The sequence below is a fragment of the Niabella sp. ZPM-14 genome, assembly GCF_055693045.2.
This window is the reverse complement of record NZ_CM181148.1, coordinates 4116675-4137926: the sequence shown is the minus strand read 5'-3', so window position 1 is coordinate 4137926 and position 21252 is coordinate 4116675. Positions and strand designations below refer to the sequence as shown.

At 47.1% G+C, this 21252-nt stretch carries 24 protein-coding genes; 20 read left to right on the top strand and 4 right to left on the bottom strand.

Annotation, left to right across the window (positions count from 1 at the left end):
- Positions 1–13: 13 nt before the first annotated feature.
- From ACU37H_RS17595 to ACU37H_RS17555, 9 genes are all read left to right on the top strand, one after another.
- Positions 14–328 carry a nucleotidyltransferase family protein gene (locus ACU37H_RS17595; protein ID WP_472704634.1) on the top strand — a complete coding sequence of 105 codons (315 nt, stop codon included), beginning with the start codon at positions 14–16 and terminating at the stop codon, positions 326–328.
- The gene (locus ACU37H_RS17590) at positions 318–656 is read left to right on the top strand and encodes a HepT-like ribonuclease domain-containing protein (protein WP_472704636.1); all 339 of its coding nucleotides are present in this window, start codon (positions 318–320) and stop codon (positions 654–656) included. The genes ACU37H_RS17595 and ACU37H_RS17590 overlap by 11 nt, the downstream gene beginning before the upstream one ends.
- Before the next feature lie 10 nt (positions 657–666).
- The gene (locus ACU37H_RS17585) at positions 667–819 is read left to right on the top strand and encodes a nucleotidyltransferase domain-containing protein (RefSeq protein ID WP_472704638.1); all 153 of its coding nucleotides are present in this window, start codon (positions 667–669) and stop codon (positions 817–819) included.
- A gap of 52 nt (positions 820–871) precedes the next feature.
- Positions 872–2140, top strand: coding sequence for a sigma-54 interaction domain-containing protein (locus ACU37H_RS17580; protein WP_472704640.1), 1269 nt, complete (start codon positions 872–874; stop codon positions 2138–2140).
- The gene (gene lptE / locus ACU37H_RS17575) at positions 2121–2657 is read left to right on the top strand and encodes an LPS assembly lipoprotein LptE (RefSeq protein WP_472704642.1); all 537 of its coding nucleotides are present in this window, start codon (positions 2121–2123) and stop codon (positions 2655–2657) included. The genes ACU37H_RS17580 and lptE overlap by 20 nt, the downstream gene beginning before the upstream one ends.
- A gap of 8 nt (positions 2658–2665) precedes the next feature.
- Positions 2666–3592, top strand: coding sequence for a DUF8458 domain-containing protein (locus ACU37H_RS17570; RefSeq protein ID WP_472704644.1), 927 nt, complete (start codon positions 2666–2668; stop codon positions 3590–3592).
- A gap of 2 nt (positions 3593–3594) precedes the next feature.
- Positions 3595–3951 (top strand): preprotein translocase subunit SecG, encoded by a 357-nt coding sequence (secG, locus tag ACU37H_RS17565; RefSeq protein WP_472704646.1) that lies wholly within the window; start codon positions 3595–3597, stop codon positions 3949–3951.
- A 340-nt stretch (positions 3952–4291) separates the two neighbouring features.
- Entirely contained in the window at positions 4292–5317 is a 1026-nt protein-coding gene (gene mltG / locus ACU37H_RS17560) for an endolytic transglycosylase MltG (protein ID WP_472704648.1), read from the top strand.
- Positions 5314–6279, top strand: coding sequence for a YihY/virulence factor BrkB family protein (locus tag ACU37H_RS17555; RefSeq protein ID WP_472704650.1), 966 nt, complete (start codon positions 5314–5316; stop codon positions 6277–6279). Before mltG ends, ACU37H_RS17555 begins: the two co-directional genes overlap by 4 nt.
- A 17-nt stretch (positions 6280–6296) precedes the next feature.
- Here ACU37H_RS17555 and ACU37H_RS17550 read toward each other — a convergent pair whose 3' ends face one another.
- Complete coding sequence (locus tag ACU37H_RS17550) at positions 6297–6887, bottom strand: TrmH family RNA methyltransferase (RefSeq protein WP_472704652.1); 591 nt, start codon at positions 6885–6887, stop codon at positions 6297–6299.
- 165 nt (positions 6888–7052) lie between these two features.
- Here ACU37H_RS17550 and ACU37H_RS17545 point away from each other — a divergent pair, with 165 nt between their 5' ends.
- The gene (locus ACU37H_RS17545; protein ID WP_472704654.1) at positions 7053–7640 is read left to right on the top strand and encodes a DUF4126 domain-containing protein; all 588 of its coding nucleotides are present in this window, start codon (positions 7053–7055) and stop codon (positions 7638–7640) included.
- Between the two features lie 22 nt (positions 7641–7662).
- On the opposite strand, the gene mnmC2 is transcribed toward ACU37H_RS17545, so the two are convergent.
- A complete protein-coding gene (gene mnmC2, locus ACU37H_RS17540; RefSeq protein ID WP_472704656.1) occupies positions 7663–8352 on the bottom strand; it encodes a tRNA (5-methylaminomethyl-2-thiouridine)(34)-methyltransferase MnmC2 in 690 nt (229 codons plus the stop codon).
- A 221-nt stretch (positions 8353–8573) separates the two neighbouring features.
- Here mnmC2 and ACU37H_RS17535 point away from each other — a divergent pair, with 221 nt between their 5' ends.
- The gene (locus ACU37H_RS17535) at positions 8574–9725 is read left to right on the top strand and encodes an aldose epimerase family protein (protein ID WP_472704658.1); all 1152 of its coding nucleotides are present in this window, start codon (positions 8574–8576) and stop codon (positions 9723–9725) included.
- Positions 9726–9799: 74 nt separating this feature from the next.
- Here ACU37H_RS17535 and tilS read toward each other — a convergent pair whose 3' ends face one another.
- Positions 9800–11137: a tRNA lysidine(34) synthetase TilS gene (gene tilS, locus ACU37H_RS17530; protein ID WP_472704660.1), complete on the bottom strand. Its 1338-nt coding sequence runs from the start codon at positions 11135–11137 to the stop codon at positions 9800–9802.
- Between the two features lie 2 nt (positions 11138–11139).
- A complete protein-coding gene (locus tag ACU37H_RS17525) occupies positions 11140–11451 on the bottom strand; it encodes a tetratricopeptide repeat protein (protein ID WP_472704662.1) in 312 nt (103 codons plus the stop codon).
- A gap of 324 nt (positions 11452–11775) precedes the next feature.
- On the opposite strand from ACU37H_RS17525, the gene ACU37H_RS17520 reads away from it, so the two are divergent.
- The 9 genes from ACU37H_RS17520 (at position 11776) to ACU37H_RS17480 (ending at position 21250) form a co-directional block, all read left to right on the top strand.
- The gene (locus ACU37H_RS17520) at positions 11776–12519 is read left to right on the top strand and encodes an electron transfer flavoprotein subunit beta/FixA family protein (RefSeq protein ID WP_472704664.1); all 744 of its coding nucleotides are present in this window, start codon (positions 11776–11778) and stop codon (positions 12517–12519) included.
- Positions 12520–12579: 60 nt separating this feature from the next.
- Complete coding sequence (locus ACU37H_RS17515; RefSeq protein ID WP_472704666.1) at positions 12580–13536, top strand: electron transfer flavoprotein subunit alpha/FixB family protein; 957 nt, start codon at positions 12580–12582, stop codon at positions 13534–13536.
- A 90-nt stretch (positions 13537–13626) separates the two neighbouring features.
- The gene (locus tag ACU37H_RS17510) at positions 13627–14229 is read left to right on the top strand and encodes a bifunctional nuclease family protein (protein WP_472704668.1); all 603 of its coding nucleotides are present in this window, start codon (positions 13627–13629) and stop codon (positions 14227–14229) included.
- 58 nt (positions 14230–14287) lie between these two features.
- Entirely contained in the window at positions 14288–15106 is an 819-nt protein-coding gene (ispE, locus tag ACU37H_RS17505) for a 4-(cytidine 5'-diphospho)-2-C-methyl-D-erythritol kinase (RefSeq protein WP_472704670.1), read from the top strand.
- A 48-nt stretch (positions 15107–15154) separates the two neighbouring features.
- Positions 15155–16216 carry a hypothetical protein gene (locus ACU37H_RS17500; RefSeq protein ID WP_472704672.1) on the top strand — a complete coding sequence of 354 codons (1062 nt, stop codon included), beginning with the start codon at positions 15155–15157 and terminating at the stop codon, positions 16214–16216.
- 86 nt (positions 16217–16302) lie between these two features.
- On the top strand, positions 16303–18117 hold the full coding sequence (locus tag ACU37H_RS17495) for an ABC transporter ATP-binding protein (protein WP_472704673.1): 1815 nt from the start codon (positions 16303–16305) through the stop codon (positions 18115–18117).
- The gene (locus ACU37H_RS17490) at positions 18114–19280 is read left to right on the top strand and encodes a glycosyltransferase family 4 protein (protein WP_472704675.1); all 1167 of its coding nucleotides are present in this window, start codon (positions 18114–18116) and stop codon (positions 19278–19280) included. Before ACU37H_RS17495 ends, ACU37H_RS17490 begins: the two co-directional genes overlap by 4 nt.
- On the top strand, positions 19281–20258 hold the full coding sequence (locus tag ACU37H_RS17485; protein WP_472704677.1) for a glycosyltransferase family 2 protein: 978 nt from the start codon (positions 19281–19283) through the stop codon (positions 20256–20258).
- 5 nt (positions 20259–20263) lie between these two features.
- The gene (locus tag ACU37H_RS17480) at positions 20264–21250 is read left to right on the top strand and encodes a UbiA family prenyltransferase (protein ID WP_472704679.1); all 987 of its coding nucleotides are present in this window, start codon (positions 20264–20266) and stop codon (positions 21248–21250) included.
- Positions 21251–21252: the final 2 nt, after the last annotated feature.

The following is a 21252-nucleotide window of genomic DNA, read 5'->3' as shown; positions in this document are numbered from 1 at the left end:
AAAGTCTCATCTTATGATTTCGGAAATACAAGAAAACCTTAATAAAATAAGAAATCTTTGCGAAAAGATGCAAGTGGACACTCTGTATGCCTTTGGCTCTGGTGTGAGGGAACATGACTTTACCGCGTCCAGTGATATTGATTTTTTGGTAGATTATAAACGAGACAACACAGGTATGGGACCAGAAAAATTCGATTATTTTGATTTTTGGTTTGCCTTAGAAAATATAACGGGAAGAAAAGTAGATCTTGTGATCAGGGATGCGATAAAGAATAAATATTTTAGAGAGCGAATAGAAAAAGAAAAAGTATTACTCTATGCAGCCTGAAATATTGAAATACTTAGACGATATAAGATTATCAATAGATCGGATTGAGTTTCATATCCGTCATATTAAATCTTTGAAAGATTTTTTATCTGATTGGACTATTTATGACGCTGTAGAAAGACGGCTGTCTATTATTGGAGAAGCGGTATGGCAGATGGACAAAATTGATAAGACGATTATTATCACCGATAAAAAGAAGATAATAGCGCTCCGCCATATTCTTACGCACGATTACGACCTCGTAAGCGGTGATGTTTTATGGAGAATCGTTGAGAAGAATATCCCTGTCCTCAAAAACGAAATTACGACGCTATTCGATAATAGGTAAACAACCGGTTATGCATTCCATCATCAAAGAAAACCAGCAACTGATTATTGAAATATGTAAAAATCATTTCGTAAAGGAGTTGTATGTTTTTGGAAGTGTTACCAGGAGCAAATTCAATGACGATAGTGACATCTTGAGCAACTTGACCCTCTTAGAAATATAATCAATTTGTTGGATCGTTTAGATAATTTAAGAGCAATTAAAGCAATGAGGAAATGGATTTACAATCAATAAAAAACCGCTTTGGCATCATCGGCAACTCGCCGGAGTTAAATTATGCTTTGCAGGTGGCCGTGCAGGTATCCAATACAGATCTGACGGTTTTAATTATAGGTGACAGCGGTGTGGGTAAGGAAGCTTTTTCCTCCATCATTCACTCGCTGTCTTCGCGCAAGCACAATTCCTTTATCGCGGTGAACTGTGGCGCCATACCGGAAGGCACGATCGATTCTGAATTGTTCGGCCACGAAAAAGGCTCCTTCACCGGCGCTGTTGACGCCCGCAAAGGCTACTTCGAAACCGTAAACGGCGGTACTATTTTTTTAGATGAGATCGGTGAGATGCCCCTGGGAACACAGGCGCGCCTGCTCCGGGTGCTCGAAGCGGGCGAATATATCCGCGTGGGGTCAAGCAAAGTGCAAAAGACCGATGTGCGCGTGATAGCCGCTACCAATAAAGACCTGCTGCAACTGGTGCAGCAAAACAAATTCCGGGAAGACCTCTATTACCGCCTGAGCACCGTACCCATCAGGGTGCCATCGCTGGCCCACCGGAAAGAAGACATCGTTTTGTTGTTTAGAAAATTTGCTGCCGACTTTGCCGATAAATACAGGACCTCTTCTGTGCAGCTGGAAGAAGATGCTAAAAATCTGCTCCTCACCTATCCCTGGCCGGGTAATATCAGGGAACTGAAAAATATTGCAGAACAGGTATCTGTATTGTCGCCGGATAAAGTCATCAATGCCAGGGAGCTCAGCCGTTACCTGCAGCCCTACTCCAACAACCGGCTGCCGATGGTGGTGAATACACAAAACCAGCAGGAATTTCAAAACGAGCGGGAGATCTTGTACAAGCTGTTCTTTGACATGAAGAAAGATGTGAATGAACTGAAAAAAATGTTTCTCGAAGTGCTGCAAAACCCTTCTATCGTTGAACAGAACCCTTCATTTGTTAATAATCTGAAAGATTTGAAAACAAACCAGGAAAGTTTTCAGCAAATATCAGCACCTTTACAAATTGAGATGGGCGGCAATGTTCCCCCGCAGCCTCAGCCATCTTACCCGGTACATATCGGTATGGACAACGGGATTCACGAACACGAGGAGGTAGAAGAAAGCCTCAACATCATGGATAAAGAAAAAGAGCTGATCATCAAGGCTTTGAAAAAGCACAAAAGCAAAAGAAAAGATGCCGCCCTGGACCTGGGTATCAGCGAGCGGACACTTTACAGAAAATTAAAAGAATATGACATTGAAGAGTTATAAAAGATGGGGCGTTTTTTCTCTTGTGATCGCCATTTTTTTTATTGCCTTTACACAAAGCAGCTGCAAGGTCTCTTACGGTTTCCAGGACGCTAAATCGATCCCTGACTCGCTGAAAGTAGTCCGTATCAACCAGATCGCTAACAGGGCGTCTTACGTGAACCCCAGCCTGGCGCCGGCCTTGACCGACCGGTTGATCCAGAAAGTGTTGCGCCAAACCCGCCTGCAGCAAACCCGTGGCGACGATGCACAATGGGTGATCGATTGCACCATTACTAATTACACCATCTCCACAGCCGGTATTTCGAACCAGCAGGTAAATACCAATCGGCTGAATGTGGGTGTCAACATCGTGATCCGTGACAATATCACTCAAAAAACTATCGGTAAATACGACGTAACAACTCCTTTTGATTACGCGGGCTCGCTAAGTCTGCAACAAGCCGAGCAAAGCCTGCTCGACCAGATGCTGAGGGATATACCCGATGCCATTTTTAACCGTATTTTCTCAAACTGGTAACCCGGAGTATGAATCGTTTTACTGATACGTTGTCTGATACTGTGCTGTCTAAAAAGCTTGAGGATTGCGGCATCGAAGAGTTGCAGGCCTTAACTGAAAAATATCCTTACGCCGGCGCCCTGCAGCTGTTGTATGCCAGGAAGCTCAAAGCCGCTCAGAGCGGGCAATACCCAGCGCAGCTGCAGAAAGCCTTATTATACTATAATCATCCGCTATCAATCCATCTCCTGGTCGAAACCGAAGACCGTCCGGTTGTCTGGAGTAAACCTGTCAAAGAAACGGCGAACAGGGAAGCGATTCCGGCAGTGGAACCCGATGATGAATCAACGTCCGTTTCAGAACCAACAGAGCGGCCTGATGTAGCAACAGAAACAACGGACATAGAACCTCCTGATGCTTTATTAACAGAAGCATTGACCGTTGAACCGGCAACTGTTGAGGAGCCGCAAGAACACAGTGAAATAGCAGCGCAGGAAGAGCCTGTGGTTGAAGAAGCCCCGCTTGATGATGAAGAACCACTCCCGCCGTTGCCAGAATTCAAGATCGAAGCCATCGACCCCGCAAAAAGCGAACTGTCGTTCACGCCTTATTATACCGTAGACTATTTTGCGGCGCAGGGCATCAAATGGAGCGATACCAATTCAGGCGACCGGTTCGGTACACAGCTGAAGAGTTTTACCGCCTGGCTCAAGCAAATGAAGCGGCTTCCTGGTGCGCACGATAAAGGCGCCATTACTACCAACGAAGAAAAAACGATCGAGATCATGGCGGAAAAATCTGTTAGCGGTGACAATGCCGACACCGAAGCTATGGCCGAAGTTTGGGCCAAGCAGGGCGACATCAGAAAAGCCATTGCGATATACAAGAAATTAAGTTTGCAAATTCCCGGTAAAAGCGCTTATTTTGCAGCGAAAATTGACTATTTAAAAAAGTAGATATGACAATCTTATTCGTAATTCTCATCATATTGGCCTCAGTGATCTTAGGCTTTTTTGTATTGATTCAGAACCCTAAGGGTGGCGGATTAGCCGGTAGCTTTGCTGGGGTGAGCAGCCAGTTCATGGGTGTGAAACAAACCAACGATATCCTGGAGAGAGGCACCTGGATTTTCGCCGTGATCATCGGTGTATTGAGCCTGCTGTCTACTTTCTTTATTTCCGGCGCTGATGCAGATAATAATGGCAGGTTACAAGACGTTAGCGGTGCGCCTGTTCAGGCTCCTGCAGCGCAACCTACTACTCCACTTAACACGGCACCTTTGCAAGCGCCACCAGCGGGAGATTCAGGCAAATAATTTTTTAGCACATAATTGTTCAACCTGTAAAGATGTTAAAGTCTTTACAGGTTTTTCATTTTTAGTAGGTGCTTTTTGTATATTTTCACCTGCCTTTGTGGTGGTAATACCAAGAGACAGACATGATGATCGCTGTTTTCAGAATTAAGATGGATGATCGTCTTTTTCTGATACCTATTACTTACAAGCCGGATGTAAAAGATTACCGGTAAAAACCGGTCGAGTTGAAATTTTCGTTTATATATTCAGGATAGACGAAGATGGATCCATCCACAGCATTATTAGACAATAGTCGATCTGATCCTTAGCAGACCGGCTGCAATCAATAAAATGTTTACGAATGAAAAAACTGATTCGATTGTTGCTCCTGATCGTTCTGATAGCCGGAGCATTCGTCGTATTTAAACTGGTAGGACCTGCGGCTAAAAAACCGGAAGACGGGTTCCTCTACGTTAAAACGGGTACTACGATGGAGCAGCTGAAACAACAGCTGGTACAGGAAAACGTTTTGCCCGGCCTGACCTGGTTTAACCTGGCTGAGCGATTTTTAAGCTTTGATGTTGTGAAGCCCGGAAAATATCAGGTAAACGGTGGCATGAGCGTTTTGAACCTGTTGCGCATGCTGCGTAACGGCAGCCAGACGCCGGTAAAATTTGTAGTAACTAAGCTGCGCACGAAGGAGCAGCTGGCCGGTAAAATGGGCAAGTCCTTTGAGTTTGACTCTGCAACAGCCATTGCCTACCTGAACAGTAGTGATTCTTTGAGACCTTTTGATTTGGATTCCAACACGGTTATGTCTGCTGTCTTACCACTTACCTACGAATACAAGTGGAACACGACGCCGGATGTGGTCTTTAGCAAATTTTACGACGCTTATGAAAAATTCTGGACACCCGACCGCAAGCAGAAAGCGGAAGAGAAAGGCCTTTCGGTGACCCAGGTGATTACGATGGCCTCCATCGTTGACGAAGAAACCAACGCTAAAAAAGAAAAGGGCACCATTGCCAGCGTTTATATCAACCGGATCAAAAAAGGAATGCCCCTGCAGGCCGATCCCACAGTGAAGTTTGCGTTAAAAGATTTTAGCATCAAGCGCGTATTGTTCAAACATCTTTCTACACCTTCGCCGTATAATACTTATCAGAACAAAGGTCTTCCACCCGGCCCTATTTGTACGCCCCAGGAAGCCACGATCGATGCGGTATTAAACGCTCCCCAGACCGATTATATTTATTTTGTGGCCAGTCCTGCCTTCGATGGCACGCATGTTTTTTCCACCAATTACCAGGATCATCTCAAACTGGCGAAAGAATATCAGCAGGCACTAAATGAGCGTTTTGGGAAAATACCCACAACAAAAGAATGAGTTTAGGACAAAAAATAAAAGAAAAGATCATCGGCACGCCGCTGTGGAAAAAATTGGTTGAGCAAAGCCACCGCGAAAATTTGCCGGGCTTCAAGAGCATCTCGCTGTTCAATACGGTGAAGAAGTTCAAAGAGCATGTGATCTGGGACGACCTGATAGAAAGAGCGTCAGCCATTTCTTTCAATTCGGCCATGGCGCTGCCTCCGCTGCTGCTGTTTTTGTGTACCCTCATTCCGATTATTTCAACCTTTGATTTTATCATCGACCTGAACCTGGAAGGACAGTTATATCTACTCATAGCAGATGTAGTACCGGCGAAGCATTATAGTGCTATTTATGATTTCGTGCACAGCATTCTCAACGAACCGCGCACCGGCCTTTTATTCTTCAGTGTATTCTTATCCTTATTCTTCTCTTCCAACGCGATGATGGGTGTGATGCGTTCCTTTGACAAAGAATACGCGGGATTTACGAAAAGAAAAGGGCTCAGGAAAAGATTAACGGCCATCCGGATCACCCTCGTGCTGGTCTTCCTGTTCATTTTATGCCTTGCGCTGCTGATTGCGCAGGCGTCTGTGCTGGAATGGTTAGGGATAGAAAACGCCTTACTGGCTGCTGCCCTCGGGAAGGTACGCTGGGTGCTGATCCTATTGCTGATCTTTACCATCATTTCTTATATCTACCGGCATGCGCCCTCCGTATACAAAAAATGGAGGATCCTCACTCCCGGCTCCGTTATCGCTACTCTTCTGGTAGTCATTTGTTCATTAGCCTTTTCCTGGTACGTAGGACAGTTTGGAGCTTATAATAAATTGTATGGCTCTATCGGGACGATCATTGTATTACTGGCATTCATCTTTCTAAACTCCCTTATTCTGTTGATCGGGTTCGAAATCAATGCCAGCATTTATACCCTGGCCCGAACAAAAGAAGACAAAGACGCTCTAAAAGAATCGTCTTAACAGCTTTCATTCACTATTTATCCCTCCTCGCCCACGCCCCATTGCTGGCGGATGCCCGCTTTATAGACTTCGTTCGCCTCATCGTTTCCATAATGGCCTGCGAGCTGTTTTTGGCGGAAGGCCTCGTATAAAGTAACGGCGCAGGCCACACTAATATTTAACGACTTAATGATGCCCACCTGGGGAACATGGAAATTGCCATCTGCCAACATGCGTACCTCGTCGCTGACGCCGGAATGTTCATTGCCAAAGATCAGCGCGACACTTTCGGTAAAATTCATTTCGTACACACTCACCGCCTCATGATTGAGATGCGTGGTAAATATTCTTTCATACTTTTTTCTTAGCACAGCAAAACACTCGTTCCTATCCGTAAACTGGTGAATGGTAAGCCATTTGGCGGCGCTGGCACCGCTGCGGAAGCCCCATCTGCGATGTTTGGGAATCTTGGTGTTCAGGATATATACTTCCTGGACACCCACCGCATCGCAGCTGCGCATTACAGCAGATACGTTATGAGGATCGAAAACATTTTCAAGAACGATGGCCAGGTCGGGTTGCCGCTTGGCAATAACACCCAGCAGTCGGTTGCGTCTTTCTTCTGTCATGTTTGCCCGTTAATTTCAAGAACGTCAATATTAATGATTTCAGCTAACTTTATAAAATCCATGCCAGAGGCGGCTGAGGATGGATTGTCGGTTATTGGTGTCCCTGATGTTCCAGTTAATGAGCGACCCTTTAGTCCCCGCCGTGCCTGGATCAAATGATATCCGATGAATACCACAATTGAAACCATCACCGCTGTTGCATTGGGTATCGCGCTTGCGGCCTGCTGCGGATTCCGGGTCTTCGTACCCATGCTCGTAGCCGGTTTGGCCCACCGCTTTCAACTGTTTCATACGGCAGCGCATTTTCAATGGTTGGCGACCACGCCTGCCCTGGTCACCATTGGTGCTGCCACCGTCTTCGAAATAGCCGCCTACTACATCCCCTTTATTGATAATATTCTCGACACAATTGCAGCGCCTTTAGCTGCAGTTGCAGGAACTATGCTCGCCACCTCTGTCCTGCCCATTGACAGCGATTGGTTGAGATGGACAACAGGCATTATTGCAGGCGGTGGCAGTGCGGGCCTGGTGGCCTCTGGCATGGGAATGTTAAGACTGCTGAGCAGTAAGACGACTTTGGGCGCAGGCAACGCAATTGTAGCCACGGGAGAGAATACAGCAGCTGTGGGTGGCGCGGTGCTTAGCTTTGTATTGCCGATAGTTATGGCGTTACTCTTTGTAATCCTATTCTTCTGGATAGCCAAGCGCCTCTTCCGAAGATTTAAACGGAACAGCCAGGCGCCGCCTCACTGATAAAGAATAGTTCGCTTGTGCATCAAGATGGCGTGTCCGCATGTTTTATCGCTCTTATGATCTCTCTTTTACCGGGCGGACCAGGCAGCTTTTCAACTTTGAAACCTGCTTGCAGCAAGGATTTCCTGACAATACTTTTTGAACAATAGGTCACCAGCACGCCGCCTGGTTGCAATATACCGGACATCCTGGCCCAAACGGCCTCACTCCACATCTCCATCTGGTCACCGGGCGCAAAGGCATCAAAGTAAATAACGTCCACAGGATTGGTGAATGGATACGTCAACAGATCATCATGGATCTTATATAGCTCGAAAAAGGCATGTACATGTTCCGATTGGTTCCATGGCGCATTTACAATGGCGCGATAGGTGTCCCTTTCGTTCAAGAGATCGGCATAGTTCAGCTGTTGATATATTTCTGGGGGCAGCGGATTTTTTTCAATCGAATAATACCTCACCTTCCGATGGACTTCCCTGGCTGCTTTGGCTGTAAGCAACGCGTTCAGACCCGTGCCAAAGCCCACTTCCATGACCACCAGCTCACGCCTGTCAGCCTTCCGTTCCTGCATATAGTGAAATCCGGTCGCCATAAACACGTGCTCCGATTCTTGTATGGCCCCGCGCCGGGAATGGAAGGTCGTATCACTGCCCGCTATGGACAGCGTATGACTGCCATCGCCCGTTTCAATGACCTGATATTTTATACTCATTTGTTCCGCTTTGATTATTTGAATATATTGCATTACTGTTTAAGTACGTAAGACCCTCAAATGGCTTTGATCTACTTAGATGGTTTGCCATTAAACGATTTTAAAAAGATTACATAAATATTAATTTTTAACCCATCTGAATGAAACGAGGCATTGCCCATATCCGCAGTGGAAGGATATGCCAAGTTCCATCCGGCAACTAAAAACAATAAAAATAACGGATGAAAAAGTATTTTTTCCTTTTTACCACGGCGGCAGCGGTTTCAGCCGCAGTGCTCTCCTGCAACTCACAGCCCAAAAATGAAGCCGGTAAAGGCGACGCAGCAGCTCCTGACTCCAGCGAAGTAAAGCTGGTAGACAACGACGCCTTTAGCGACACGATCGACGGGAAAATGGTCAGTGTTTTTTATTTGAGAAACAATGGCCTCGAAGCAGCCATCACCAACTATGGTGGTCGCCTCGTCAACCTGCTGGTACCAGATAAAAACGGAACGATCGTTGACGTGCTGAGAGGCGGAGGTACTTTGAAAGCTATGCGTTCCGGCACCAACTTTGGCGCATTGATCGGACGTTACGGTAACCGCATTGCAAAAGGGAAGTTCACTCTGGATGGCGTTGAATACAGCCTGCCTATTAACAACGGGCCTAACACCCTGCACGGCGGGCCTAAAGGCTTTCATGAGCAGGTGTGGGATCCGGTTCAACCCAACGATAGCACACTTCAGTTAACTTATCTTTCCAAAGACGGAGAAATGGGCTTCCCGGGTAATCTGAACGTTAAAGTCACTTACAGCCTGACCGCTGACAAAGGACTTAAAATAGATTATGAAGCCACAACAGACAAAACCACCGTGTGTAACCTGACCAACCACGCCTACTTCAACCTGAACGGCGGTGGCACAATCAACAATCATACTTTGTACATCAACGCGGACGAATATACGCCTGTAGATTCTACACTGATTCCTTTCGGCAAAAATGAATCTGTAAAAGGAACACCGTTCGATTTTACACAACCCACTGCCATCGGTGCGCGCCTGGAAGAAAATAACCAGCAGCTGACTTACGGCAAGGGATATGATCACAACTTTGTTATCAAAGGTTCCGGCCTGAGAAAGGTGGCTGAAGTGACCGGCGATAAAAGCGGCATCGTAATGGAGGTAATTTCCACAGAGCCCGGTTTGCAATTTTATGGTGGCAACTTCATGAACAGCAGCAAGGACCTGAAATACGGAACCAAGGATGAGCATCGCACTGCGCTTTGCCTGGAAACACAACACTATCCGAACTCTCCTAACGTTCCCTCCTTCCCGTCTACTACATTAAAACCGGGAGAAACCTATAAAACGACGACCATTTATAAGTTCAAGTAATTAACGAACGAACATAAAAGGGCCGCCTGCTAAAGAGTTGATGAGTACTCTGACGCGAGGCGGCCCTTTTTTATTTAAGGTTGACTTGGAGCGAAAGAAAATCTGAATACCGCGCGCGTAGCATCGGTCACTTTGAAGCGATCGTCGATTCTCAAGCCCACCACCCATATGATCTTCTTGTTCATTTCGATCACCCAAACCTTCTCCTTCTCCACCAGTGATAATTTTTTATCAATAAGAAAGCGCGCCAGCTTTTTTTTCTTCGCCATGCCCAGCGGATAGAAATAATCTCCCGTCCTCCAGGGCCTTAACAACAAAGGGAACTGTATCTCTTTTGCATCGACAACAGCGACGTGCTCTCCTTCTTCAAAAGCGGCTGAAAGCGCACTTTTCAGCTCGACGGTTCCGCCTTCAAACGGGAACACACCTTCCTGGTCAATGATCACGGCAGTATGGTCAACACGGGCCAGCGGCGTAATGATGAGATGTTTACGATCTTTCAGGATCCGGTGTGTTGCGGACCATATAAATTTCCCTGAATCGCTGGTCGTCACCAGCTGCACCAGATCCGGTAATTGCGCCGCCTGGAACCCGAATGGCTTCAGCAGCTCCAGCATCACCGTGCGCATTGCCGGTGTCTTCTGTAACAGCAAAACCGGTATTCTCGCTCCCGCCCCGTCCACGATCAGTATCTTTTTGCGCAAACGATCGATCTCCTGTGTATAAATCTGTTCCACTTCCTTGAATCGCTCTATGTTATGAAGAAGATTTTGTTGAACCTCGGGATATATTTTTGTTAGCATCGGAAGGAGGGTATTGCGAAAATAGTTCCTGGTATAGTCATCCGTAAAATTACTTTCATCCTGCACGAAAGGCAATTGATGTTCTTCGAGATAGCGTTCCAGGTTGGCGCGCCTGGCAAACAGCAAGGGGCGGCGGATGTGATCATTAGCAACTTTAATGCCCGCGAGGCCAGCGATACCTGTGCCGCGGAAAAAATGCATCAGCAATGTTTCGATATTATCGTCGGCGTGATGAGCTGTCAGGATGTAGTCAAATCCCTGCTGTTCTTTTAAGGTGTCGAACCAATCGTAACGCAACATCCTTGCGACCACCTGCGTAGACCATTTGCGTTCCTGAGCAATCCGCTTTGTGTCAAATCGCACAGAAAAAAACGGTACTTCTAATGACGCTGCCAGCTCCTTTACGAAAGCCTCATCCCGGTCGCTGTCGCTTCCGCGTAAACTAAAATTGCAATGGGCTATCGCAAAAGCATAACCCGCCTCTTTACACAAATGACACAACACCACCGAGTCTATGCCGCCGCTCACAGCAATCAGCAGCCGGTTATTCCGGGTGAATAGATGATGTTGATGAATATGCGCTGTAAATTGCTCTACCAATGGTAACATTTTTAATAAGCCAGGTATTCGTATGCGCTTCTTAACTCACTGTAAGCATGCTGTTCCCTGAGCTTTTGGGCTACTGCCATGCCTCGCTCGTAAACAGCCATTGCCTCCTCCTCTTTTCCCGCGCGCTCCCACAACTTTCCCAGGTGATAATAGCTGCCTACGTAATCGGGGTTTTCTTCCAGGAGCTTTTCGAAAAGCTGGCGGGCATCCTCGTCCTTGTCTACTTTCACGTATTCCAATGCCAATGCATGTTGCAGAAAAGAATCGGCAGGACTTTCTTTTAATAATTCATGTAGTTGTTCGATCCTTGACATACCTTTTAAGGTTTTGGATAATGTAAAACCTGATCATTTTAATTGCTGCGCTTATAACCCGCGGCTCAAATATAGTCCGGACGGTCCTCCCGGCGGTCCATACTTATTCTGATATCAATCCGAGGCAGATCACCGGTACATCCACGCCTGAAATTTACACTTCGGCATTGGCAAAAATTGCTTTTTCTGCTAATAACCGTTATCTTTGTTTAGTTGCATAAACAACCTTTTTATAAATCCCGCCATATGGATCCGGGCGTGAGAATTGTTCAACAACAGTTCGTAAAGCGGCTACCTCTGGCGCATAAACCTAAATAGTAACGGATGAAAATACTCGTATGTATCAGCAAAACGCCAGACACAACGGCAAAAATAGCTTTCACCGATAACAACACGAAATTTGATACCAGCAATGTGCAATGGATCATCAATCCGAATGATGAATATTATGCGCTGGTACGGGCTATCGAGTTGAAAGAAGCAGATCCTTCAACGATCATTCATTTGGTAACAGTAGGCGCGGCCGACACGGACGCTATTATACGCAAGGCGCTGGCGTTGGGTGGCGACGAAGCGATCCGCGTAAATGCTGAAAGCAGCGACAGCTTTTCAATTGCTTCGCAAATTGCCGCGGTTGCAAAAGATGGCGGATATGACCTGATCTTCACCGGCAAAGAAACCATTGATTACAATGGCAGCTCGGTAGGCGGTATGATCGCCGAATTGCTGGACCTTCCTTATATTTCTTTGGCTACGAAATTTGAACTCAACGGCTCAACAGCCACCGTCACCCGCGAGATAGAAGGTGGTGAAGAAGTATGTGAAGTCAATGTGCCTGTAGTTGTAAGCTGTAATAAGGGAATGGCAGAGCAACGCATACCCAATATGAGAGGCATTATGGCTGCAAGAACCAAGCCTTTGAAAGTGGTAGAGCCGGTTGCTGTAGAAGCTTTGACCAGCGTAGAAACCTTCGCCTTACCGCCCGCCAAAGCAGGCGTGAAGTTAATTGATGCGGATAATGTCGCGGAGTTAGCAAGATTGCTGAAAGAAGAAGCAAAAGTGATCTAGCAGGGAGCGACTTTTCCAACATTACATCAGAAATCATCACATCAGAAATCAAACATCAACATGGTATTAGTATTTATCGATATAGCCGAAGACGGCAGCGTTAAGAAATCTTCTTTGGAAGCTATGACCTATGGAAGTCAGTTAGCTAAGCAACAAGGCCTGGAAGCGCAAGGCGTCGTGCTGGCCCCTGTAACGGAAGACCTGGCGGCGCTGGGCAAATATGGCATCACTACCATTCACCAGGTAAAAAATGATGCTTTAAAACATTTTGACGCACAGGTGTACACCAAAGCGATCGCTGAAGTAGCACAACAGACCGGCGCTACGGTGATTGTATTTTCTAATAATACCGACGGCAAAGCTATTGCGCCCAGATTATCTGCTCGTCTAAAAGCCGGACTTGTTGCCGGAGCTGTAGCATTGCCCGAAGCAGGTGATGGTTTTGTCGTGAAGAAAAGCGTCTTCTCGGGAAAAGCCTTTGCCCATGTCAGCATATCCACCCCGGTTAAAATTATATCGCTGAATCCCAATGCTTTCAGGATCGAGGAAGGGAGCGGCACTGCAACAGTGACCGAAGTCAATATATCCGTCGACACGCCAAAGGTGAAGGTCACGAATGTTACGAGGCAAAGCGGAGAAGTGCCGCTCGCAGAAGCCGAGATCGTTGTCAGCGGCGGCCGCGGCATGAAGGGACCTGAAAACTGGGGCATCCTGGAAGACCTGGCTAAAGAACTGCATGCTGCCTTAGCTTGCAGCCGTCCCGTTGCCGACGCCCATTGGCGCCCGCACAACGAGCACGTCGGCCAGACCGGGGGAGCCATCGCACCGAATCTCTACCTGGCCGTGGGCATTTCCGGAGCGATCCAGCACCTGGCTGGTGTCAATCGCAGCAAAGTGATCGTGGTCATTAATAAGGACCCGGAAGCGCCGTTCTTCAAGGCTGCGGATTATGGCATCGTGGGCGATCTTTTTGAAGTAGTGCCCAAACTCACAGCGGCTATTAAGGAGCTGAACTGATTCATTCCTCCCCTCATAAAGAATTAAGCTAATGGAGGTCCATTAGCTTTTTTAATGCCCGAAAAAATCCTTAGTTTCGTGGCTTGTTTTATGAAAAAAATAGAACTGGAAGTAGTAGCATTATCTCATAGCATCACACAAACGCATTCCTATGCGGTTGTATTGGGAGAAGTAAATGGTTTGCGGAGACTGCCCATTGTTATCGGCGGCTTTGAGGCCCAGGCTATTGCTGTGGCTTTGGAGAAAATGAACCCCAGCCGGCCACTGACGCACGACCTGATGAAAAATTTCATGATGGCGTTCACCATTGATCTTCACGAAATTGTGATTTCCGATTTGCAGGAAGGTATTTTCTTCAGCAAGCTCGTTTGCTCATCCGATCATGATACGATCGAGATTGACAGCAGAACTTCTGATGCCATTGCCCTGGCGGTTCGGTTTGGCTGCCCTATTTACACCTATGAGCATATCCTTGGCAGCGCCGGTATCGTGATGGACGACAAGGGCCAGGCCGCGGCAACCCAGGAAAGTGCTGAAATACTCGCCAGCGCCACCTTAGACAATTCCGGAGACGACCTGAAAAGCATGAGCGTGGATGAGCTGAACAAGCTGCTCAACGAAGTGCTGGAGACGGAGGATTATATGAAAGCCATCGCCATCAGGGATGAGCTGAACAGTCGTAAAAAGAAATAAAATCAATGTCGGATGTCGGATGTACGATGTCTGATGTATCTTCAATCAGACATTTGCTTTGATTCGCTTTTCAAACTGCAAGATCAATATTGGCCTATCCGTTACCCGGAAAAGGCCCGACGGTTATCACGACCTGGAAACCATCTTCTACCCCATTCCGTTGCTGGATGTAATCGAATTGCTCGAGGCGCAAGAAACCCGCCTGTCGCTGTATGGCCTCCCGGTGCCGGGGAATACCGAACAGAATACGGTCATCAAAGCCTGGAAGCTGCTCAAAGATGACTTCAGCGATCTTCCCGCGGTTCATTTCCATTTACTGAAGAACATTCCCACGGGCGCAGGACTCGGCGCTGGAAGCGCCAACGGCGCTTATGCATTGCAGGCACTCAATAAAAAATTTAACCTGGAGCTCACAGAAGAACGGTTGCTTCACTATGCGTTGCAGCTGGGAAGTGATTGCCCGTTCTTTATCAGGAATCAACCTGTTTTCGCGCGCGGTCGCGGGGAAGTTTTTGAAAAGGTTTCATTGGATCTGTCCGGGTATCAAATGGTTCTTGTGCATCCGGCGATCCATATCGCTACGCCCTGGGCTTTCAGCCAGCTACACCCGCAGCCTCCGGCCTTTGACCTGAAGGAAATGATACAACAACCGGTAGCTGCCTGGAAGGATCACATTGTCAATGACTTTGAAGCAGCGGTATTCAAAGCGCATCCGGCCATCGCTGCTATAAAAGAGGATCTTTACGCAGCAGGCGCTTCGTTTGCGGCCATGAGCGGTAGCGGCAGCACGGTATACGGATTATTCGAAAAACACCTGAGCATCAGCCTTAATCTGCCCCGGAACTACTTTATTAAGAAGATAATTCCATACATTTGATTGCTCTTTAAACCCGGACTATTCACCCCCTAAATCTATTGCTTACGGATGGTATCTGCAAAAAGCGACCTGAAGGAACAAATTGACACTTCTATCAACAAGGGTATCGACTACCTGAATCACCACCAGTTTCCTAACGGAGAATTTGTATGTTATATCGCTCCCGACGAAGCTATGCAGGAATGGTGTGTGCCAGACAGCGTCACGGGCATCACGGCTGTGATCGGCACTTGCTTGTTGCCTTTCCAGGACCGGCCCGAGGTGGATCGTATGTTGACCAGGGCTACCGGCTTTTTATCGTATCAGATCATGAGGGGCGGTGTATGGCAATACTTCACCAAATGGCATCATCTGTATAAATACCTGCCTCCGGACACAGACGACACAGTGTTGATATCTGCTTTCCTCAAAGCCAGAGATGTCGCTTTCCAGGATAATACGCCGATGCTGCTGATGAATCGCGCTAAAAACGGCCTATTCTATACCTGGTTTACGATCCATGGAAATTTTTTAAAATACTCCAGGACCTTTTGGCGACTGATCGCAAGAGAATTAAAGAGCCCTGTTAAAACCTTATTATACTGGACACAAAGAGACCACCGGAGAGATGATATAGACGCGATCGTGAACAGCAACATCACCTGTCACCTCGGTTATAGCGAGATCACAAAGCCCGCGGTAGCGTATATTATTGACATCATTAAGCAAAACAAGGAAGCCGGTTCAGACAAGTGGTACCTGAATCAAATCGTATACTATTATTTCTTATCAAGGTTATTTGTCCTCAATATCCCTGAATTGAAGGAAATACAACCCATCGTTCAGGAGCGGATTTTTTCAGCCATCCAAGACAGCGCCCATTTCAATGACTGTGATCTTGAGATCGGTTTGGCTATCTCCGCGCTGATCAATATCGGTTGTAGGGATGAACGCATCGGTGGCTATGTGGAAAGGCTGCTTTCACTTCAGGCCGGCACGGGGGAATGGAGGCGTTTCGAGTTCTTATCCGGACCTGCTAAGATACTGGTTTGGGGCTGCGAAGAAGTGACTACTGCCTTGTGTATAGAAGCGCTGCACCTGTATCAAAAACATTTATTGAAAACTGAATAATGTCTCCGGCCTTTCCTCTTTTTAACAATATCTTTGCGCCGGCCCCTAAATCCAAAAGATATATCTAATAAGCTCATGAGCCCTCTATGACTTCTATTCAAAGAAAAATATCCCATATTAAAAGCAAGTTAGGGTTATCTCGGATCATAACACTGGTTAAGGAAGCGGCCACAGGATGGCTATACCTGTCCGTTTCGCTGATCCTTATAGAAACAATCGTCTTTTTTGGCTCCCTGTATTTCATGAAACTGCTGATCGACGTGGTGGCGTTAGCGCCTTCCAACCCGGCTGCCCAGACTGAGATCATCAAATACGTGGTGTTAGGGGGTGTTGCCGGTATCTTATACTTTGTGCTTCGTTCTTTTTCTGTGTATGCCGTGGAAGTCTTATCCGTCAAGACAACAGAACATGTATTGGAAAAAGTGCACCACCAGGCTGTCAACCTTGAGCTGTCATTTTATGAAAGTCCGTCCTACTATGACACCTTGAAAAGAGCCTTGGATTCGGGTGCAGATAAGCCCGGCCTGATCATCACGAGCCTGATAGAGATTGTAAAAAACTGTTTGTCACTGGCAGCTGTAGGATCAGCCCTGATCCTGATCAACTGGCTATTGCTCCCGTTGTTGGCGCTGTTCATTGTTCCTACGCTTTTGGTGCGCCTGATCTTTTCGAAAAAATTAAATGCGCTTCGCATCGCTCAAACGCCGCAGGAACGCAAGTCTGCTTATTTCAGCAACCTGATCACTACCGATACGGCAGCTAAAGAGATTCGGACTTATTCTTTAGGTCGATATTTCAAAGAAAAGTTCACTTCGATCAGGAAGGTGTTGGTTAAAGACAAGCTCTCGATCAATCTAAAAAGAACACAGCTCGAGATCGTCACCACTACTTTATCTTATATCGGTGTTTTCTTTTGCATAGGATTTATTGCCCTCAAGTCCATCTCGGGCGAAACCAGCACCGGCGATATCACTTTATTCCTCGTAGCCTTTCCGCAGGCATTTACGTTGCTTCAAAATCTCGCGGGCGGTATTTCTAATGTATACCAGAACAGCATTTATATCGACAGCGTTTTTGATTTGCTGCATCTCAAAAGTCAATTACCGGATCAGAAAGAACCTGCTCCTATTCCCACTCAAGACGAGGTCAGCATTGCACTTCAGAATGTTCACTTTGCTTATCCTCATGCTGATCAGAAGACGATCCGCGGTATTGATCTCACCATTCCCGCCGGCAAGATGATCGGACTGGTAGGGCTGAACGGCGCAGGGAAATCGACACTTATTAAACTGTTATGCAGGTTGTATGATCCAACCGAAGGCGCTATTTTGTATGGGGGTGTTGATATCAGGCAACTGGATGCTGCGGCATACCGCAGGCAACTCGGTATTGTGTTCCAGGATTTTAATAAATACAATTTCACTGCAGGAGAGAACATTTACTTTGGCAATATTTCCAGGGCTTATGATGAACAGCGTATCCGCGAAGCAGCCCAAAACTCAGGCGCTGCTGACTTTATTGAAAAGTTTCCCGATAAGTATGACAGCATGATGGGCCGCATATTGGAAGACGGTGAAGAAGTGAGCATCGGCCAATGGCAGAAGCTGGCCCTCGCCAGGTGTTTCTATTCAGACGCGCGATTCCTGATCTTTGACGAGGCGTCCAGCGCTTTGGATGCCATCTCAGAGAAAGAGCTTTTCGATTCGATTCGCGAACGGATCGGCAATCGCGGCGCCATCATTATTAGTCACCGCCGGTCAGCGATTGTGCATGCAGATTATATCTACGTCCTTGCCAACGGACAGATCGTGGAAGAAGGAACAGATGAAGAACTGATTCATAAAAACGGCGCGTACGCTTCGCTGTTTGGCGAAGCTGCTAAATCAGAGACCGAATCATGAGCCGCAACCCGCAACATATAGCCATAGTGACCTGCTGCATGGACGACTGGGGCGGCAGCGAAGAGCTGTGGGCACGCGCTATCCCTTACTTACGCGCGCAGGGGCTGTCCTTTACCTTGTATAAAGATCGCATCAATTTTGACCATCCCGAAATTCGTCAATTGCTGCAACAGGGTGTAGCGGGTATTGAACTGGACCGGCCGCAATCCCTGATCAAACGAACCGGAAAGAAGCTCTACCGCAAGGTGTTCGAAAAAGAACGATCTCCGTTCTATACCAATAGTCCGCACGCACTGGCGTTCAGAAAAGAATTGCAGCGCCGCAGACCTGCCATGGCGATCATCGCACAGGGTATCAACTTTGATGGCATCGGTTATGCTTACCAGTGCTTGCAATTGGGTATTCCTTATTGCATTATCGCTCAAAAAGCCGTCGATTTTTTCTGGCCGGTTACTGCGGAAAGATCCTACATGATCGAGACCTTTCAGAAAGCTGAAAAATGTTATTTCGTATCGCGCCACAATCAGCAGTTGACGGAAGAGCAGTTCGGCTTCCGGTTTACCAACGCTGAAGTGGTATGGAATCCTGTAAAGATCTCTAAAGAACCGCTACCCTATCCTGCTGTCGATGAAGTGTTTCAACTGGCTTGTGTAGGACGGTTATTTATCATCGACAAAGGGCAGGACATATTGCTGCGCATCTTATCCAAAGAGCCCTGGCGGTCGCGCCCCGTCAAAGTATCTTTTGTTGGCTCGGGGCATGACGAAGCCGGTATCCATGCGCTTAGGGATCTGCTGGATGTAAAGAATGTAGCATTTACCGGTCATCATAAAGATATCGCGCAACTCTGGAGCGAATATCACGCATTGGTTTTACCTTCGAGAAGCGAAGGAATGGCCCTCTCCGTCCTTGAAGCGATGGCTGCAGGGCGGACCGTGATAACGACTAATGCAGGAGGACACGCTGATATTATTGAACATGGGAAAACCGGTTTTATCGGAGATGCAACCGAAAAAGATTTTGCCGCTGTCATGGAAACCGCCTGGGAAGCCCGCGACCAATGGCAACAAATCGGCCTCAATGCCAACAGGTTTATCCGCGAAGTGCTGCCACCCGCTCCCGAACAAGCATTTGCTGAATCGATATTAAAATTAGTACTATAAATGAAAACCAGCCCTCTCGTTTCTGTTATCATACCCACGTATAACCGGGCTAAAACCTTGCCGACCGCTATTGAGAGCGTTTTGTCGCAGACCTATCCACACTACGAGATCATTGTGGTGAACGATGGTTCATCGGATAATACCGAGCAAATCGTCGGGCAGTATCCTGACGTCCGTTATGTGTACCAGGAGAATCGCGGACAAGCCAGCGCCCGCAACCGCGGACTGGAGCTGTCTAAAGGTTCGCTTATTACAACACTGGACTCGGATGATGAATGGTATCCGGAATTCCTTGAGCGCGGCGTAGAAAAAATGGTAGCAGAAGATCTTGATTTTGTTTTTCTGAACTGGGACCAGCAAGATTCGAAGGGTCAGTTCTGGGATTTCCTGTCTACCAATATTTTCCTGGAACCGTATTTTTCAAAAATGAAAGACGGCTGGGTGAACCTGGATTCGAAAGTGTTGCGGCATATTTATATCCAGGGCTGCCCCTCTCCTTCCTCGTCTTTGATCATGACCCGGGAATTTGTGGCCGATGGCTGGAACCGCGAAATTAAAATCGGGGACGACTGGTATTTGTTGGTTCGCTCCATCTATTCTTCTGAAAGAAAAGCCGCCTTTACGCTGGATAAGGTTTGGAGAAAATGTATCGATGATATCAATATCTATGATGGCCGCAAAAGAAGCGAAGTGTTGGAGTATTTGTACATCTCCGACATGGAAAAGATGCTGAACGATTTTAAAGATAAAATGACGCGCAGCGAATACCGCCTCATGCAAAAGAAGCATGTCTATAGCCTCGTTGAACTGGCCAAGCACAACCTGATCCGGGAATTTAATTTCAGAGAGACTTCTAAACTGCTGGGCCGTTCGCTGCAACTGGATACCTTACATACCTTCAAAAGCATTCCCGCCATTATATCGAGCGGTTACAGGCGGATCATGGATGAGAAAAAAGAAAAAAAGCGGCTTAGCTAGCAGCCATGTCATTTTTAAAAACATTACGACACGCAGAATGGTGGGAGTATAAATTGCCTCCCTTGCTAAGCATTGCCTATGCCACGCTGCTCCTGCATGATCAGAATATCTTTGATCAGGCAGCAACCATCGGAATGATCCTGCTTTCTCTCGTGGTCGGCGCGGCCTATGTCAGTATTATCAACGACCTCACAGATATTGAAGACGACCTGGCCGCCGGAAAAACCAACCGCATGGCCGGGCTTTCCCAAAAGCAACAAATCCTTTTACCTGTTATTTGTCTTTTGCCGGGAGCCTGCTTTATGGTCTTTTTTTATTGGCCCGATGCACTTTCATGTGTGTTTTACCTGATGCCCTGGATCCTGTTCAGCATGTACAGCTTCCGACCCGTGCGGCTCAAGAACCGCGGCGTACTGGGCGTTTTCGCAGATGCAGGAGGCTCTCATATTTTTACCAGCCTGCTGATGGTGAGCACTATGTCTTTCGTTTCCGGAGTAACTATCGATATTGTATGGTTGCTGCTCATAGCAACATGGGCGTTGTGTTACGGCATGAGAGGTATTCTCTGGCACCAGTTCCACGACCGGGTTAATGATCTTACATCAGGCATCGAAACTTTTGCCACAAAGCGCCAACCTGCTGCATTCCGCACAACTGAAAGAATCATTTTCATTGCAGAGCTGGCAGCCACTTTGGGGATTCTTTTGAAACTCGATAACAGCTTCGCGTATCTCGCCGGCCTGGCCTACGGGATATTGGTCCTGCTCAGATATAGAAGACTGCATCTCTTCCCCGTGATCATTATTGAACCGGGTCGCCCCTACCAGATTTTGATGCTGGATTTTATGCAGGCGCTTTTTCCTCTTTCGCTCTTGCTGTATGCGGCTTTCTATCAACCAAAGGGATGGATTCTCTTGCTGATCCATTTCATCCTGTTCCCCTTCAAGACCATTCAGATGCTGAAAGATGTGAAGAGGGCAATCTTCCGATAGCC